Source organism: Pseudomonadales bacterium, from assembly GCA_024234615.1.
Lineage (GTDB): Bacteria > Pseudomonadota > Gammaproteobacteria > Pseudomonadales > IMCC2047 > JAJFKB01.
In genome coordinates, this window is record JACKNY010000002.1 from 391,854 (window position 1) to 409,646 (window position 17,793).

Here is a 17,793-nt window from a genome sequence, read left to right on the forward strand (position 1 = left end):
CTACCCCTTTTGTGTATATGAATATTAATTCATGTTTGTTGACAGGGCAATAAAATAGCGCAACAATATATGTGAATAAAAATTCATATTTATTTGGTTCTACAAATTATAAACAATATAACTATTCCAAATAGGCTGGAGGTACGTCAATGGCAAATCATTTTTTACCATTCAAAAAGCGCGAAATAGCAACGATACCTTTGCTTGCAGCGCTCGTGTCGTCTGCACATGCTCAGATAGAAGAGGTAGTTGTTACTGCTCAAAAACGTGACCAAAGTATACAGGACGTTCCCATCGCTATTTCCGTATTTGGTTCTGAGGATCTGAAAAATCTAGGTGCCGGTAATTTGCAGGAGCTGACCGAGCATATTCCTGGTGCTGAACTTTATGATGAGCGAGGCGCAGGTCAGCCAACTTGGGTAATTCGTGGTGTGAGTTTGACGGACTATAACTCAAATAACACGCCCACTGCGCCCGTTTATTATGACGAGGTTTACCTGGTTTCTAATGTTATGAGCGGTATCGGCTTATTTGATACGGCGCGCGTCGAAGTTCTGAAAGGCCCACAAACTGGGTTATATGGACGTAATACCACGGGCGGAGCCGTTCGCGTACTCAGCACAGAACCTTCCCTTAAAGAGCACAGTGGTTACGTTTCGGGCTCCTACGGCCGATGGGATAGGTACTCGCTTGAGGGAGCCTATGGCGGCCCCATCTCTGATACTGCGGCCTTTAGAATTTCCGCAAAGACCGATCTAGGTGGTGGTTGGCAGGATACGCTGGCAACACCCGGTGATGACGAGTACGGCGATAAAAATTTTTGGGCGGCAAAAGGCCAGTTGTTATTTCAACCAACCAGTGATCTGGAAGTGTTGTTAAAGCTTGAGGGCGGGGAAAATAATCCTGAAACAACACTTGGGTCGGCGATCGGTGTGCACAGTCCAAATTCTCCCAACGTATTCGCACGTGATTATTGTGGGGCGGTCGTCGCGGGCGGACGAGATAACGCAAATTGCCTTACGGCGTCACAGGTGTTGGACAATGTTACTGGTGGCAGCGGCGCCCTAAGTCCTGCTTTGCAGTCCAGTGACGGCTCTACAGTATTATCGGAACCGATCAACGAACTAGATAATGAATGGACAGCCTTTACGGCAAGAATAACCTGGGATCTTGGTTTTGCCACTCTGACTTCAGTAACCGGTTATATGGATTTCGACAATAAATTTATCTTTGACTATGATGCGACGGAGCGGGAATTTTTAAGGGAGAATGGCTCCGCAGAGATCAAATCCTGGTCGCAGGAGCTGCGTTTGGCATCAAACACTGATGGTGCTCTGCAGTGGATCGCAGCGATGATGTACTCGGAGGAAGAGAACAAAGAATTTCGCCTGGCTGGTCTCGATAATCATATCTTTTTCCAAGCGGCTTTTGCTTGCGATCCTAACCCACCTTTTGCATGTCCTCCCGGCTTTCCTAGTTCTACGTTTACTACATCGCGTGGGTTTGAGCAGGAAGGTGAGTCCTGGGCGATCTATGGTCATATCGATTTAGAGCTGAGCGAGCAGCTTAAATTGAACGCATCATTGCGCTATACCGATGAAGAAAAGCGCATGCGTGACGGGTTTTTTTATGCTGACCTAGGATCCTTAGGCGGTTTTTACCTGCATAAAGGCACCGATTTTGATTTTGAGTTGGATTCCCATTGGTCGGGCCATATCGGCTTAGATTGGACCCCTACCGATAACGCTCTTATTTACGGTAAGGTAACGCGCGGGTTTAAGTCAGGTGGATTTTTTGGTGGTTTCCCAATATCCGCCGATAATCTTGCGCCCTACGATGAAGAAATAGTTTGGGCCTATGAGGTAGGATTCAAAACGGACTGGTTTGAAAATCGTTTGCGGATTAATGGTGCGTTTTTCTATTACGATTATCAGGACCTGCAAGACTTTAACAACCAGTTGCAGCTGGGTGTCCCTATCGGCCAGCTCGACAACATAGGCGATGCTGAAGTCAAGGGTTTGGAGCTGGATGTAACCTGGCTGCCTGAAGCCATCGAAGGACTAAGCCTAAATCTAGCGTTATCGCTTGTGGATATTGAGATAACTGATTCCAATAATCTCGTGATCACTCAGGATGGACAATTCATACCGGTTGAAGGTCTTAAGAGACGGCCGGGAGCGGAAGAGAGCGTATCTGTCCGAGCCAGATACGAATGGCCTACCTTCGATAGTATGATGGCGGCAGTCCAAGTTAGCTACAGCTACCGTTCCGACATCTTTCCGAGAGATTCCTTCGCTAATGCATTAGACGCAGGGATATTCGATTATCCCGGCTACGATTTGGTCAATGCGCGCTTGAGCCTGTCACAGGAAGAGGGTCGTTGGAGCATCTCGTTGGCAGGATATAACCTGGCTGGGGAAGAGTATTTAACCAGTGCTTCGGGTGATGCACTGGGTAGCTATGTCTCTATATCAGGCACCCCTCGCAGGTGGGCGTTAGAGGCGACTTACAACTTCTAAAAACTCCCAACAGAAAAGTTCCCCAGGGTAGCAATACGCCTGGGGTTAATTCCTGATCTTGAGATATGCCATGAATCTGACAAAACCATTACATGCCCTTTTTTTTATTGTTACCACGGCGTTGCTTGGCTGTAAAAATGAGTCACAGCAATCAATCGTTGAACCGGTAAATGCCGTTGAGCAGATCGATGTTGCATACCCGGTTAATTTTAATCGGTCATCTTTTTTGTTCCTGCCGCCACGAGAAAAGCCAGGTTCTTATCGTCACGCTCATGAGATATTTCCTTCTCGCCGTATAGCCAAGGGACAGTATGTCGACAGGCTGCCTTATACGGATACTAAGCTGAAAATCAATTATCAGTTTGAAGGGAATTCGTATTCAATGGCAGATTATTTTGAGCGAAACAATACCACCGGGTTTCTAGTTATTAAGAATGGTAGCATCGTCTATGAGGGCTATTTTCAGGGTGCGGATGAAAGCTCGCTATTCACTTCCTTTTCCGTTGGCAAATCCATTGTCAGCACATTGGTTGGCTTGGCACTCGGCGATGGGCTTATTACCAGCGTCAACGATAAACTTGTGGATTACATACCCCATTATAAAAATACCGGTTATGAAAATGTAACCATAAAACAGGCGTTACAAATGTCATCCGGCGTTGACTTTATAGAGAATTACGACTCGAAAGGAAATCATTTTGCACGCCTCTTCGAAAATGGTGTAGTTAACAGAACAGAAAGCTTCAGCGAGATCATGACCTCTCTGAAATCCCGGCGCCCGCCCGGCAGTCTCTTTAATTATTCTAGTGGAGAGAGCACGGTACTCAGCGAGCTCGTGCACGCAGTAACAGGTAAACATGCTGCCGACTATTTGTCAGAAAAAATCTGGTCAAAGATAGGCATGGAAAGCGATTCTTTTTGGTGGGTAGACAAGGATGATATGGCTTTTGGAGCAGGAAGCTTGAGCATAACCTTGCGGGACTACGCACGCTTTGGTTTGTTAATGCTGAATGATGGAAGCTATGAAGATAAACAGATCCTGCCAACAGGATGGGTGAAAGAAGCAACAACACCTGACGCTCCCCAAGTACAACCGGGTCGTTTATATGAAGGTTATCCCCTAGGATATCAGTATCAGTGGTGGACGTTTCCGGGTGGTCAGGATCATGCCTATTCAGCCGTTGGTGTGTTTGGCCAGTACGTGTACGTTAACCCTGCTGAGAATATTGTGATTGCGGTAACCAGCACCTGGCCTATTGCGGTGGATCTTGCGAAAGAAGCTGAAACTTTCGCTTTGTTTGCGGCGATTGAAAAGGCTTTGCGCTAAGTATCACTGCATAGTCCACTATAAGCCGAGGGCTTAACACTTAACCGGAAGCGGCCGAGTTCGATATCCGTTGAGGGTGTCGTTTATTAATCGCTTACGGATTTAAAGCTTGATAGCAAAAACGAAGACTTTTATAAAAAATCTATAATATCAATAAGATATATTATTTTCGATATAATCGAACCAAAAAATAGTCTTCGTTTTAGTTCCATCAACACAACTAAACAAACAACCCGGCACTATAACCTGACGACCAGGCCCATTGAAAATTAAACCCGCCGAGTTGACCGGTTACATCCAGCACTTCGCCGACAAAATAAAGGCCTGGTTGCTCTTTGACCTCCATAGTTTTAGAACTTATGGCATCGGTATCGACCCCGCCCAGGGTTACTTCGGCGGTGCGATAGCCTTCGGTGGCGGAAGGCTTTAACGCCCATTCATTAAATTTTTCGCCAATCAGTCTAAGGTGGTGGTCGTTATATTCAGCCAGCGGTATTTGCGCAGATTGTTCCCACCAAAGCGCCTGTAACTCATTGATCAGAGGTTTTGCTAATTTTTGATGCAACAGTGTTTTTAGTAGATTTTTGCCGTATTGATGTTTGGCGTTAATTAGCCATTCAGAGGCATTGATCTCGGGCAGCAAATTAATGCTGAGGGTGTCGCCCGGCTGCCAGTAATTGGAAATCTGTAGGATCGCCGGGCCGCTAATGCCACGATGAGTAAACAAGAGGTTTTCTATAAAAGTTTTGCCATTACAACTGACTTCAACTTTCAAGGCTAGACCAGATAGGCGCTCACAGATGGCCTTCATCTGATCACTAAACATAAAGGGCACTAAGCCAGCTTGGCGCGGGGTGATGGCTAAACCAAATTGAGCGGCAATGTCGTAACCCATTCCGCTGCCGCCTAAAGTAGGAATCGATAAGGCGCCGGTTGCCACTACCAGCGAGTGGCAGTGTAACCTTAGTTGATGATGCCCCTGCTGTAGTTCAAGTTGATAGCGGCTGCGCAGGTCTTCATGCTGATGCTTTGTTGAATATCCCTTTAGCGCCAAATCTTCTATTCCCGTTATATCACAATGGGTTTTGATTTCGACGCTGGCCAGATCACATTCGGCCAACAGCATGTTTAAAATATCTTTGGCCGAGTCTTTGCAAAATAACTGGCCGTGGTTACGTTCCTCGTAAGTAATACCGTGCTGTTCGACCAGGGCGATAAAATCCCATTGTGTGTAGCGCGATAAAGCGGACTTGCAAAAATGTGGGTTGCGGGAAACAAAGTTATCCGGCCCGACAAAATAGTTAGTGAAATTACAACGTCCTCCACCTGACATTAGGATCTTTTTACCCACCTTATTCGACTTCTCCAACAGTAAAACCCGGCGGCCGCGCCGAGCTGCCGTAAAGGCGCAGATCAATCCGGAGGCGCCAGCGCCCAGAATAATTACATCGTAATTGGTGGATGGTTGATTCACAGTTTTCTGTCGAATGAAATGGCTGGGCATTTTAGCTTTTTTCTAGTGTTAAGGCGCGTTTTAGCAAAGAATTAACACCGTTTTCTTTACTTCTTCATTACATGATTAGTTCGATATAGATACTGATCAATGGTCATCCCTTGTTACTTTAATCAGCGAGCGTAATAATGGCATCTGCGCGTATTTTAGAAGAAGGAATGCATATGTTTAATCAGCGAACTGCGAGCTTGGTGCTGGCTGTTATCATTCTCATCTTACCGATTTTGGTGTTTTTGCTGGTTGCGCTTGGAGTGGGCATGTCCATTTCTGATACCTTGACGGCATTATCCGAGCAATTGGTTTCCCGCCGCCATAACCCTATTATTTCTTCGCTATTGGGTTTTTTCCCTTTCACGTTAATGTTGATTATTCTCTGGGCTCATCGTCGTTTGGGGGGTAGCCAGGTGCTGAATTCAAGGTTAATGCTAGGTGGTGCGATCCCCATTATTCTGGTACTGCTGTGGGCGAATTTTGAGTTTTGGCCAACATTCCTACCGGATCGATCCAGTCCGGAATTCCCCCATGGTCTGGAGTTACTGATTGGCCCAGTTTTTTTCGCACCGATTGCTTTGTTAGCGGGGATGTCATTAGTTCGCATTGCCTGGGGGAAGCCGAAATGACGAGCGCCTGCCAAAAATATAGAGGTAAATTTTCAGATTCGGACATGCTGTTTTGCTAGAGGATTGACGTTATGTGCAGACGGATAATGTTGGTAGTTACCTTATTTTTAACAATGGTAGCGAGTGCGGAACAAACTCAACAAACTTTATTACAGGGCGAGATACTCAACTGTCAGAATCAGAAGTGCAATTTTGAGTGTCTGGCTAACGGTCAATGGATGAGACTGGGGAACACCGGCAAGTCAAACTCTCAAGACCAGGGGTTTTTCATCGACTGGAAGCAAGAAGGCTTTTTTCAGGTATTGCTAGCGAACGAAGGTGACCCTGTTTATTTCATCATCTCCAGTCATGAGGCGTTTTGCCAATTCAAAGCGTCTTAACCGCAAAAATTAATGATCCTTCAAATTAACCAAAAACATTTTCTTTGCTAAAAGTTTTACTCTTTCTATCTTTCTCCTAGCTGGTTGGATTGCTTTATTTAATACCAAACTACGCGGATAATGCCGCTTTAATTTTATATTCAGCGATTGAACTTGACCACTCAACAAGCCAATTTGTCATCTGATCCACATCGAAGAAGTTCGCGTAAAGCCTGGTTGCGGTTAACCCTGCGCCGCTCCCAACAGGAAGCGGTAGCCTCTTCGGCAATGAGCGCCACCAGCGATAACTTTTTCAATGCGTTTGCTCTCTTTCTTGGTGCCAGTCTACTACAGATGGGTTGGGTGAGCGGATTGCCGCAATTGTTTGGTGCCTTCAGTCAGCTATTATCGGTATGGATCGCCAGTTATTATCGACGTCGCCATTTTATCGTGTTGGTGGCTTCGGCTCAGACGCTAGTGGTAGTTGGCTTAGCCGCTTTGGCGGCTTTATCAGGCAGTGATAGTGTCTGGGTTTTTATTACGCTCGCCATGCTTTATCAGTGTGGTCTTAACCTGATTCAACCACACTGGCGCGCCTGGATGGGCAGTTTGGTGCCACCGCGTCGGCGTGGCACTTTTTTTGCGGCGCGTACGCGGCTGAGTATGCTGGCTTCACTGGCTGTCTTTCTGTTGGGCGGCGGTATTTTATCTGTTACGACCCATATTGGTATGACTTGGTTGGGATTCAGTTTGTTATTTGGCGCTGCGGCTATAGGGCGGCTGGTGTCCGCCAAATTACTATGGCATATGCATGACCCGGATCCGCATCATCCTCGTGTGCCAGGCTTATTTACTCGAACAGTCCGGCAATATCGCGAGGCGATGAAAGACCGAACCTTTCGGCAGTACAGCCTTTTTATCGCGAGCATGAATGCCATGGTGGCGATCTCTGCACCATTTTTCGCCGTTTATATGCTACAGAATTTACAGTTTACCTATTTCGAGTATGTTCTAACCAATGTGGTTTCGGTGGCCACACAGTTTGTTACTTTAGGATATTGGGGGCGATTCAGTGATCGCTACGGTAATCGCTTAGTTATCAGGGTCACCAGCTGCTTACTGCCGTTTCTACCGTTGTTGTGGGTGTTTTCGAGTGATTTTATTTACATCTTGGCGATCCAGGCGATCTCCGGATTTTGTTGGGCGGGATTTAGTTTAAGTACTGCCAATTACCTCTATGATATTCGTCCATTTCGTACTGATTTTGCGAGCTATGCGGCACTGCAATCCTCGCTCAGTGCGGCCTTTGTATTCGTTGGAGCACTCACCGGGGGGATGATTGCTGCGCAGGCAGACGTGCATATCAGTTCACTGAATTGGCACTGGCTCAGCGAGGCGGTATTCGTCGTTTTTATCAGTTCGTCGCTACTGCGAGCGCTAGTCACTTTATGGTTTGTTCCACGCCTCATAGAGCCACACGTCAGGCCGAGACCGAAGCTGCTAAAAATTATTTTTCGTGTGCGAGGGTTTAACGCAATTTCAGGTCTGGTGCTGGATTGGTTAACTGTCGTGCGCAGAAAAAATGGAGATTAGGTTTAATCACTAAGCACCTTTGTGCAAGCTCATTACTTTAAAGAGGTATTTAAATTAATGAAACCTTGCTTCATCTTTACAGGGAGTCCTCGGTAAGGAAATATCGGCTGCTGAGTGATCAAGCATTTATTACATAGGCCCAGCTGAACTGTGACTGTTAATCGAGTGGGTATCCGCTGCCTGGGTATTTTACAACTTGCTTTCGTTAACGTGATATTGCTCTAAACTGGGCTTTGATACCTATGTGATAATTTTTGGTGTATCCTAGAAATAGCCATGAATAATGGTTGTTTAATAAATTTATTCGCCTTCTTTGGGGTAATCTGGTTCCCTGTATTGTTTTATCGATTGAAATGTGTCTAAAAGTACAGCCGATAACCCGTTGTTTTGTCGCTGGAATTTATGAGGTGCGTAATGTCTGAGCCAAAACGATCAGAATGCAATCATCAATGGATTGGTTCGTCTGTGTTAAAAGGTATGGGACCTGACACTTTATTTGCAAATCATAATTTGCTTGTCACACGAAACCAGAGTTATGCCCGGGCCAGTGTCGAAGAGGTTTTTTGTAAACACTCCCTAAGAACCTGTAACAATGCAAATCCTATTAATTTTATTCACAGGGGAGCGAGTCTTTGCTCTCTGACATTTAATCTTATTAGTTATGGTGCGGATGTAGAGGTTACAGTTAACGATACGAATCGGAACCACTATATTCTTGTGCTACCCCTAAGTGGCCGTGCGACAGTCAAAAATCAAGATGAGCATGCTGATCTGAATGGGGGCGAGATTGTGGTTCTCGAACCGTTAAGCCGCTTCAGATTCGAAATGCAAAGTGATCATAGTCATTTGGGTATTGGGATTCCTAAGCAAAGACTTAACATTCTTTTCTCAAAATATACCCAACAGTTAGGCAGAAAGTGGATAGAGTTTCAGCGTAAACCTTACTTGGTAAAAGATATGGACTCCGGTCTGCTTGATTTTCTCGCATACATTTGCAAAGAAATTGACAGGCAGGGTTCGATTGCCACGAGAGGTTCCGTCGCCGCCGCCATAGAAGACACATTTTTAACGCTACTAGTTTCTTCTTTGCTGGAAACAGATTTATCCAGAGATGTGGCACGCGAAAGGACTCCAGCTGTGCCGCCCTATCTTCGAAAAGCAGCGCTTTTTATGGAGAAAAATCTACTTGAAGATATTGATGTCCAAGACATTGCTGAGGCTGCGGGAGTGTCAGAGCGAACACTTTATCATGCCTGCCAGAAGTACCATGGGGTTAGCCCAATTCTCTGGCTAAGAACTCTGCGTTTAAGGCAAGCTAGGCTCGACTTGCTTGACCCAATGCAATTCGATATATCTGTGACAGAAGTGTCTCATCGTTACCAGCAATGCCATGTTGGGCGGTTTGCCCATGCCTATTTCCAAGAATTTGGAGAGTACCCCTCGGATACACGGAAAAAGTGATGGGTAAGAGCATTACCTTACCTGAGACCTTAGCATTGAGCACTGTTGTAACCACTCAATACGTTATAAGACGGCGATGTAGTGTATGCATCCGCATCAGATTTAACGTCATATTGTAGTTAACATTTTTTAGCGTTGTATCATCCCGCAAATATCTAACCTGGTTGAACAGCTACATTGTGTTTGACTCTCTTTGCGTGAACGCTTTTGCAGAAACTGACCTTCCCCTGCGGTTTTTGGCTTTTGCGACCTTATTTTCTTGTGAGACCCTAAGCCCAGATAATTTCAAAACACAAGATAGAGGAATGTAATATGTTAGGGGTTTATGGTCGTATTAATCTTATATCTTTCGCTTTATTGGGAACATCGACGTTATTTACTTACGTTCCATTAACTTTCGCAGCAGAAGCTACTCTGGAAGAGGTTGTCGTAACAGCCCGGAGAAAAGAAGAAAGTCTTCAGGAAACGCCAGTTGCGGTGTCGGCTTTCAATAGTGAAGCGATTGAACTGCGCAATATCCAGTCTGTCTCCGACGTTACAAATTTTGTGCCCAATGTACAGTTTGATAGCGCTGCGTCGGAGTCTGGTGGAGGAGCTTCTTCACAGATATCCATACGAGGTATAGGCCAGACAGATTATGCCATTACGGTCGAACCGGGCGTAGGGCTTTATCTTGACGGCGTCTATATCGGCAAGTCGGTAGGATCTTTGATGGACGCGGTTGACCTCGGCGGCATCGAAGTGCTGCGCGGACCTCAAGGAACTTTGTTTGGTAAAAATACCATTGGCGGAGCAATTTTATTGACGTCAAAAAAGCCGAGCGATGAGAAGGAGTTTACTCTTGATGTTACCGCAGGTGAATTTGACCGCAGAGATTTGAAAGTATCCGGTAATTTACCAATTAGTGATAGTTTCCGGGTTCGTGCTTCACTTGCCTCCCTTAACCGTGATGGCCACGTTGACCGAATTCTTACCGGAGATACACAAGGCGATAAAGACGCATTGTCAGGCCGTATTGTAGCCGACTGGGATTTTTCCGAAAACCTGACAGGGTCACTTGCGATCGATGCTACGCGGGCACGAGAACAATCTCCTGGACAAGTGACGATCCTGGTCGATGAAAATGCTTTTTTTGGTGGCTTGCACAACACAATTGCTTTTCCTGCTTGTGACCCTGCCCTGAACGATCCGGCACGATTCAGCAATCCAAACTGCTCGAACTCACAATTTGCAGCGGATATAGACAATCTGAATAGCACCAACACTGGTCCAAATCAATCTGACACCGATATCTGGGGAGCAAGTTTTACCCTTGATTGGGAGCTTAATGCCGCCTCCGTCAAATCTATCACAGCATACCGTCGCGCAGAAGTAGATGTTTTTCAGGAGTTAGCCGGCGTACCTGCTTACCAAAATAATATTGCTCAGGACATTACACTAAAGCTATTTAGTCAAGAATTTCAGCTATCCGGGCAAGCCTTCAATGATAGGATAAATTATTTGTTAGGTATTTATTACGCCACGGAAAAGGGCTCACAGAGATTTCCCGTGTTGCTGGAATCGGTGCAATTTACCAGTGGCGGTGAAATTGATAATGAAAGCACTGCAATCTTTGGACAAATTGGCTTCGAGATAACCGACGCCTTAACGCTAACTTTAGGCGCACGCATCAGCGATGAAGAGAAAAACTTTTTACCACAGCAACGAATTGACAATGTTCCGGATATTTTTGAGCCGTTTTTCGCATCTCTAGCGGGCGCAACAGGTAATGGTTTCCTGGTTCAAGAGGGTCTGCCCTTATTCCCCGAAGTTGAAGTTTCACGTTCCGACACCGAATTCACGCCGTCGGTGACGCTGGATTATCACTTTGGGGAATCAAACTTGGCTTATGCGAGCTATTCACAGGGTTTCAAAAGCGGCGGGTTTACCTTGCGAGGTTTTCCACCCGTTATTCCTGGTGTTACAACTACAGAAACCAACATAAATAGATTGATTCCAAGCTTTGCTCCAGAAACAGCGGAGGTATTTGAAATTGGTTTGAAAACCGAATTTTTTGACCGTCGTATACGTTTAAATATCGCGGCATTTTTTACCAATTATGACGATGTACAGTTGACCGCAAATACTGGACCGAACGCTTTTGTACCCGTTCTCATTAACGCTGGGGATGCTGAAATAAAAGGTCTGGAGATAGAGGGTATTATTCTTGCGGCTGATTGGTTACGTCTGGATATTAGTGCGGGTTATCTGGATAGCGAATATAAGGGGCTCTCTGCGGAAGCAATTGCTGCTGGTACCTCACTGAACAGTGATCTCCCTAATGCCCCTGAACGAACAGCGACATTTGGCGTGACGGCTGACTTTTTTAATAATGAAAATGGACATTTGTTTGCCCGTACGGATGTGTCTTATAAGAGTTCGCAATTTAAAACAGTAGCAAATGATGCCATTTTAGAGCAGGACGATTATACGCTTGTGAATGCGGCAGTCACTTACCGGTTTCGCGGTGACCGTTGGCAGACAACTCTGGGTGTAACCAATCTGACCGATGAAATATACATCGTAAGTGGTGTTGCTAATGCCGGGATTGGCTATGCACAAGCCGTAGTTTCCCGCCCCCGAGAGTGGTACCTAAACGTAAAATACACGTACTAATAGAACTTGGTTGAAAACCGCATATCTTCTGCAACAGGAGAAATTAATGACTGTTAAGTTTAGTGTCATGATTACCGGCATGTACCCTATGTCTTGTTTTGTGCCCTGGGCAAAAAAAATTGAAGCTTATGGGTTTGATGAGCTGCATATCGCGGACGATCTGATTTTCCGTCCAGCGTGGTTGATCTTAGCCCTGATTGGCGCAAACACAAGTACACTAAAAATAGGACCGGCGATAGTGACACCACAAGTGGCGCACCCTGTTTACCACGCAGCAAATCTTGCTGCTTTGGATGAACTCACTAATGGACGAGCTGTTTGCGGTATCGGTCGAGGCGGTTTTAACCCACTACTAGGTATAGTTAATCCAGCAAAGCCAATCAAAATGGTCCAAGAAGCTCATCAGGTAATGTCGCATGTACTCTCTGGCACCAGAGAACAATTTGACGGTGAGTTTTTCACTGTTACGAAAGACCTCTATTTTCAATTTGAGACATTAAGACCAGATTTGCCTATTTTTATCGGCACGTGGGGACCAATGATGGCAAAAATGGCAGGGAAAATCGCCAGTGGATTTAAAGCAGATTGTACCTGGAGCCCGTCATATCTATCTCACCTCAAGAAGCAATTTTTTGAAGGTGCTGAAAGTGTTGGGCGTGATATTTCTACGCTTGATGTGATTGTTGGTCCGCTTTGCTCCCTCTCCCGAGACAGGGCAGCGGCGATGGATCATATCAAAGGCTTACTTGCTCTATTACAGCCTGCGCTAGCTCCAATGACTGCTAACGAAGGGATACCTCCAGATGAAATACAAGCCGCTTATGACGCTTTTCAAGCCGGTGATATTAATAAAGCTAAAAGCTTAGTGTCAGACAAGTCAATTCGTGCTTTTTCAGTAACAGGTACGCCAGCAGATGTTATTCCACAAATTGAGGAAATGATAGATGCCGGCGCTACACATATTGCGTTCGGCCCCCCTTTAGGACCGGATTTTGATGTAGCGCTTGATTTACTTGCACAAGAGGTATTACCACACTTTAAGGACTTGCGTTAGATAAACTATAGTCTAGCCAAGCTCTTTATTTAAGATAGAAATCTTAGTACGGGTAACTTAGGTTGCTACTGAATTACCTTTATTGATGATATTTTTGACAAAAAGCTAAGAGGCCTAGTTATGAATGAAAAAAATGAAAAGCTCCTTGATGATAATTATACCGCGTGGTGTAACCATGACCTGGAGGCTATAGCTAATTGCTTTGCTGATAACTGCGTCTACGAAGACATGGCTATGGGAGTAAACTTTAACGGGATTAAAGAAGTTTGTGGATTTGCCCAAGAAGTATTCAAGACTATGCCGGATTTTCATGTCGCCTACATTAAACGGTTTGCTACCGATTCACATGGTGCGGGCCAATGGGTTATAACTGCCACATGGAATGGCGAGTTTGAAGGAATGGACTGCACAGGTAAAAAAATTCAATTTACTGGTTTATCCTATTATGAATTTCGTGATGGCAAGATAGCATATGCCCAAGACTGTTGGGATTTTTCAGTAATGATGCAGACATTCGGTGTGTTACGTGAGAGTCTCCGCAATCTTAAATGAGTTCGCTAAGCGACAAAGCAGTGTTACCAAGTTGACTCAGAGAGGTGGGCTCCACCTTAACAGTGATTGACCATCTATACGTGTATTTCCCTTGAGGCGGATTACTGCTTTTCTTTTTGAGGTATATTTTGTCCAAGCCTTTTGGTAAGACCATAGAAAAATTTTATGTATACCCTTAAGGAGATTTAGGTGGTACTAGAAACTAAACAAAACTCATTAATACTTGGTATATCCATATTTTTAGGGTTGAGTAGCCTTGGCTACCTACTGGGAAATTCAGCGATAAAATTTAAAGAATACGAAAGAACTGTAACAGTGAAAGGCTTGTCTGAAAGGGAGTTGGGATCAGATATTGTTATTTGGCCAATACAATTTACTGCAGCCGGCAATAACCTGGAAGAGTTGTATGAAGCCATTGATGTAAACACGAAAAATATACGTGAGTTTTTATCGGGTAAGGGAATCGATAAAGAGGAAATCTCTTTTGCTACCCCGTCAATCACTGATAAGTCTGCACAACAATATGGAAACCAGGCTAAAGCCGAGTTTCGATACACCGCTGTTCAAACATTAACCGTATATTCTAAAGACATTGATTCCGTTAGAAAAGTAATGGGGCAGTTATCAGAGCTGGGTAAAAAAGGGATTGTGTTCACGGGTGGAAACTACCAATCTCAAACGGAGTATCTATTTACTCGTCTAAACGAAATAAAGCCTGAAATGATTGAGGAAGCAACTCGTAAAGCGCGAGAAGTTGCCGAAAAATTTGCCTCAGACTCGAAAAGTACTCTGGGTAAGATCAGAAAGGCTACTCAAGGACAGTTCAGCATTAATGCCCGAGACAAAAATAATCCACATATCAAGAAAGTAAGAGTAGTTTCTACCGTAGAGTACTATTTATCGGACTGAGGAGAAGGCGTACACAAGAACAAACAACGGATTCACTTTTTCTATGACTGTTTGTGGCTGACCTCTAAAAAATTAATCCGGACTAACGTTGAGTTTGTAGAAAAACCCCGAATACGGCCTCTCTTGGGTGGTCGAGCCTCTAGATCGTGGAACTGCTCTTATCGGCGTTACCCAGCAATTTACCCTCAAAGTCTGGTTGGTTGAACGCCGAAAGGCTGAAGCGGCTATCAGGCCATGAACGTTCGGGCGCCTTGTACCCCGGATGTCGCTATACTCGGGCCGTCACACCAGTGTTGGTATACCCCAACTGTCAATGGGTGGACGCTTATGCCCATTGGCACTCATTTCTAGATATAATTTGTCTAGCTGAATAAAATACCATTAGGCTTACTAAAATGGCTGATGACACAAATAATATATTGCAGCGTGGTCTGGAGAATATTCAACCTCCTTTTTCAAACTTTATCCGTGCGCAGACAACATCTAGCCTGTTTCTTCTGGTCGCCACTATCGTGGCCCTGTGGTGGGCAAATTCAGATTATTCTTCTACCTATCAGAATCTAACACATACACCGATAGGTATTTTTCTGGGTGATCTAGAGCTGCAAGCTTCAGTTAAACACGTTATAAATGATGGCTTAATGGTCATATTTTTCTTCCTCATCGGACTTGAGATCAAACGTGAAGTACTCGCTGGAGATCTAGCTTTGTCAGAAAATCGACGCATGTTGATTCTTTGTGCTGGCGGTGGAATGGTTTTTCCAGCAGTAATCTATTCCTTATTCAACTGGTCATTAGATTCACAGATTGGATGGGGCATCCCGATGGCGACAGATACGGCATTTGCGTTAGGTGTGCTCGCCCTCATTAGAAAACACATCCCTACTAGTCTGTTAGCATTTCTTGTTGGTCTCGCCATTGTTGACGATGTCGGCGCTATACTAGTCATTGCATTGTTCTATACACAGGAAATATCTGTAACCTTTCTGCTCATCTCATTTGCTCTAATCGCATTTTTGGCAGTAGCTAATTATGCAGGTGTCCACCAACCAATTTTCTATATAGTCGTAGGGGTCGCTGCCTGGTGGACGATGCTTAAATCCGGCGTTCATCCCACTTTCGCTGGCGTCGCGATTGCGTTAACAATACCTGCACGACCATTTTTATCGCCTGATAAATTACTCGATAAAGCGAAAACTAAAATTAACTCAATACAAAAAAATGAAGACCAGGTCGATGTTCTTGGTAGTCGCCAGGATCATGAGCAAGTGTTAGAGATACGTGATTATGCGGAACGCGCCAGCACACCCTTGCGTCGCTGGGAAGATGCGCTGGACTTACCCGTCGCATTATTTGTCTTGCCACTGTTTGCTCTGGCTAATGCAGGCGTGGCCTTTAGCTTAAACTCATTTATCGAAAGCCTTCAACATCCGACCGGATTGGGGATCATTACGGGACTGGTAGTGGGCAAATTTGTAGGTATTACAGGTGCATGCTGGCTTGGACTAAAGTACAAAATCGGGTGTTTACCGGACGGCATTAATCTACACCACGTAATCGGTGTTTCACTGCTAGCTGGCATTGGCTTCACAATGTCTACATTTATAGCCACACTGGGATTTGACACGCAACCATTGCATCTGCATAGCGCTAAAACTTCAATTTTGTTCGCTTCAGTTATCTCTGCAATTCTTGGCATATTATATATCCGGGTTGTTGCTAAAAATAAAACCGAACAAAAAGAAGCCACTAAAAGCTAAGTAGACACTAGAGGTGTCATTTCCTACCTTAATAATTTGAGAAAGATTGGGTCTCTCACGAGCCCCCATTTAATTTATAATTCTTTTTACTCCGCCCCGCTTACCAATAAGGAATAAAAATGCTGATTACTGCTTTACAGAGATCAACCTGGTGGCTCGCAGTAATATTATTAAGTTCCGCGCAAACCGCTATGGCGAATGTCATCGATGGCCAGGCCAGCACCACGGATAATCAGGTTTTTTATGCTGCAACACAGATCAAAGACGTACCACTAGACCGTACCGCCGCCTTCACCCTTACTTACGCCATGCTCGCCAACACTCAAATCGATGAGAGCGATAAAGAGATTTTGCTAGAGTTGTTATCTCAAAACAGTAGTGGCTTACGGCTGAGCGGGCCAACTGGTGCACAAATCGATATCACCCCCCCTAATGCTGAAGCCAGGCAGGTGTTAACGACGCTTGTTTCACCAAAAAACATGAACGATTACTGGCTCAAAGGTGAGCCCGAAATGAAGGAGCTGATCATTCTGGCCTACCTGGGTAGCCCAGCCTGGCAGCGCGCAACACAATTCATCGCCAGCAAGTTCTATGCGGAATGGAAGAACAGCAGCATAGAAAATGGTTACAAGCCCATCCGCGATATCATAGCAACCGCCTACGAATCCGGGCCTGACGTAAAGGAGGATAAACTCCTGGGTAATGCCAAAGCAACGTTGTTGTATGACGCCATGGAGATGGTCGATAATCACGAACAAGATAAAGTTCCCGATTTTGTATACAGCTGGCTACCGCACGACACCGAATACAGACCTTTTGACCGTGCCCCCATGGTCACGGCAGCACCCAGCAAAGCCGAACAAATCAAAGAACTGCACAGGGCTATTACTATGGCCGCGACTAATCCATCAGAATCTGGCAATTGGGGATTTTTACCACCCATGCACGGCATATCGGCCTATTCTGGCAATGAGTGCACTGGAGGGTTTATCGCTTCAATCGCGATGTTTGGCGTTAAGCCAACTTACTACCGCTTATATATCGATTATAAAGGCGTAGGGGGGGTCGTCATATCAGAAAACCCAGCCGGTAAGAAACTGTTAAAAATCCAGGGGCAGTGCGCAATGCTGGCATACGAACAAGAGGTAAAAGATGTTAAACAAACGGCGTTCTCAGCCTGCGAGGATATTGAGATCGATCGTCATACCAAACAGGCAAACTCTGCAATTATTGCTAAGTCTATGGCGCAGATAGGGGAAGCTTGCACCAATTAGTCTCCCCTTTACGATTAACATGAAGCTAAGGAGCGTTTATAAAACTCAAGCTATTGCTCACTTCATTGTTTATGGCCACACCTTAACGGCATACCTGAAAGACTTTAAATTCGTTTTGTCTGCATAGTGGAGCGAGACACTCTCTCAACACCCTTCCAAAAAAGTGAAGAAACCGCTTGCCTTTTAAATGATAATGA

General features: G+C 45.1%; 13 protein-coding genes. 12 read left to right on the forward strand and 1 reads right to left on the reverse strand.

The window, feature by feature from the left end; all coding sequences use genetic code 11:
* The first annotated feature begins 149 nt into the window (after positions 1 to 149).
* Together H6995_10990 and H6995_10995 are read left to right on the forward strand one after the other, a co-directional pair.
* The gene (locus H6995_10990) at positions 150 to 2,519 is read left to right on the forward strand and encodes a TonB-dependent receptor (protein ID MCP5215521.1); all 2,370 of its coding nucleotides are present in this window, start codon (positions 150 to 152) and stop codon (positions 2,517 to 2,519) included.
* Between the two features lie 70 nt (positions 2,520 to 2,589).
* Complete coding sequence (locus H6995_10995; GenBank protein ID MCP5215522.1) at positions 2,590 to 3,846, forward strand: serine hydrolase; 1,257 nt, start codon at positions 2,590 to 2,592, stop codon at positions 3,844 to 3,846.
* Positions 3,847 to 4,066: 220 nt separating this feature from the next.
* On the opposite strand, the gene H6995_11000 is transcribed toward H6995_10995, so the two are convergent.
* The gene (locus H6995_11000; GenBank protein ID MCP5215523.1) at positions 4,067 to 5,350 is read right to left on the reverse strand and encodes an NAD(P)/FAD-dependent oxidoreductase; all 1,284 of its coding nucleotides are present in this window, start codon (positions 5,348 to 5,350) and stop codon (positions 4,067 to 4,069) included.
* Positions 5,351 to 5,523: 173 nt separating this feature from the next.
* Here H6995_11000 and H6995_11005 point away from each other — a divergent pair, with 173 nt between their 5' ends.
* The 10 genes from H6995_11005 (at position 5,524) to H6995_11050 (ending at position 17,596) form a co-directional block, all read left to right on the forward strand.
* Entirely contained in the window at positions 5,524 to 5,979 is a 456-nt protein-coding gene (locus tag H6995_11005; GenBank protein ID MCP5215524.1) for a hypothetical protein, read from the forward strand.
* Between the two features lie 71 nt (positions 5,980 to 6,050).
* Positions 6,051 to 6,359: a hypothetical protein gene (locus H6995_11010; GenBank protein ID MCP5215525.1), complete on the forward strand. Its 309-nt coding sequence runs from the start codon at positions 6,051 to 6,053 to the stop codon at positions 6,357 to 6,359.
* Between the two features lie 267 nt (positions 6,360 to 6,626).
* Positions 6,627 to 7,931, forward strand: a complete 1,305-nt coding sequence (locus tag H6995_11015; protein MCP5215526.1) for an MFS transporter — start codon at positions 6,627 to 6,629, stop codon at positions 7,929 to 7,931.
* A 414-nt stretch (positions 7,932 to 8,345) separates the two neighbouring features.
* The gene (locus H6995_11020) at positions 8,346 to 9,392 is read left to right on the forward strand and encodes a helix-turn-helix domain-containing protein (GenBank protein ID MCP5215527.1); all 1,047 of its coding nucleotides are present in this window, start codon (positions 8,346 to 8,348) and stop codon (positions 9,390 to 9,392) included.
* A gap of 312 nt (positions 9,393 to 9,704) precedes the next feature.
* Positions 9,705 to 12,047, forward strand: a complete 2,343-nt coding sequence (locus H6995_11025; protein MCP5215528.1) for a TonB-dependent receptor — start codon at positions 9,705 to 9,707, stop codon at positions 12,045 to 12,047.
* 46 nt (positions 12,048 to 12,093) lie between these two features.
* Entirely contained in the window at positions 12,094 to 13,101 is a 1,008-nt protein-coding gene (locus tag H6995_11030; protein MCP5215529.1) for an LLM class flavin-dependent oxidoreductase, read from the forward strand.
* Between the two features lie 120 nt (positions 13,102 to 13,221).
* On the forward strand, positions 13,222 to 13,653 hold the full coding sequence (locus tag H6995_11035) for an ester cyclase (GenBank protein MCP5215530.1): 432 nt from the start codon (positions 13,222 to 13,224) through the stop codon (positions 13,651 to 13,653).
* 189 nt (positions 13,654 to 13,842) lie between these two features.
* Positions 13,843 to 14,562, forward strand: coding sequence for an SIMPL domain-containing protein (locus H6995_11040; protein MCP5215531.1), 720 nt, complete (start codon positions 13,843 to 13,845; stop codon positions 14,560 to 14,562).
* Between the two features lie 395 nt (positions 14,563 to 14,957).
* Positions 14,958 to 16,322: a Na+/H+ antiporter NhaA gene (gene nhaA / locus H6995_11045; protein MCP5215532.1), complete on the forward strand. Its 1,365-nt coding sequence runs from the start codon at positions 14,958 to 14,960 to the stop codon at positions 16,320 to 16,322.
* Between the two features lie 119 nt (positions 16,323 to 16,441).
* Positions 16,442 to 17,596: a hypothetical protein gene (locus H6995_11050; protein MCP5215533.1), complete on the forward strand. Its 1,155-nt coding sequence runs from the start codon at positions 16,442 to 16,444 to the stop codon at positions 17,594 to 17,596.
* Positions 17,597 to 17,793: the final 197 nt, after the last annotated feature.

Bases quoted from the DNA above. Each gene is read 5' to 3' on its own strand.
- H6995_10990 (MCP5215521.1), top strand. From the start codon at position 150: ATGGCAAATCATTTTTTACCATTCAAAAAGCGCGAAATAGCAACGATA.
- H6995_11025 (MCP5215528.1), top strand. From the start codon at position 9,705: ATGTTAGGGGTTTATGGTCGTATTAATCTTATATCTTTCGCTTTATTG.
- H6995_11000 (MCP5215523.1), bottom strand. From the start codon at position 5,350: ATGCCCAGCCATTTCATTCGACAGAAAACTGTGAATCAACCATCCACC.
- H6995_11035 (MCP5215530.1), top strand. From the start codon at position 13,222: ATGAATGAAAAAAATGAAAAGCTCCTTGATGATAATTATACCGCGTGG.
- H6995_11020 (MCP5215527.1), top strand. From the start codon at position 8,346: ATGTCTGAGCCAAAACGATCAGAATGCAATCATCAATGGATTGGTTCG.
- H6995_11010 (MCP5215525.1), top strand. From the start codon at position 6,051: ATGTGCAGACGGATAATGTTGGTAGTTACCTTATTTTTAACAATGGTA.
- H6995_11015 (MCP5215526.1), top strand. From the start codon at position 6,627: ATGAGCGCCACCAGCGATAACTTTTTCAATGCGTTTGCTCTCTTTCTT.
- H6995_11050 (MCP5215533.1), top strand. From the start codon at position 16,442: ATGCTGATTACTGCTTTACAGAGATCAACCTGGTGGCTCGCAGTAATA.
- H6995_10995 (MCP5215522.1), top strand. From the start codon at position 2,590: ATGAATCTGACAAAACCATTACATGCCCTTTTTTTTATTGTTACCACG.
- H6995_11030 (MCP5215529.1), top strand. From the start codon at position 12,094: ATGACTGTTAAGTTTAGTGTCATGATTACCGGCATGTACCCTATGTCT.
- nhaA (MCP5215532.1), top strand. From the start codon at position 14,958: ATGGCTGATGACACAAATAATATATTGCAGCGTGGTCTGGAGAATATT.
- H6995_11005 (MCP5215524.1), top strand. From the start codon at position 5,524: ATGTTTAATCAGCGAACTGCGAGCTTGGTGCTGGCTGTTATCATTCTC.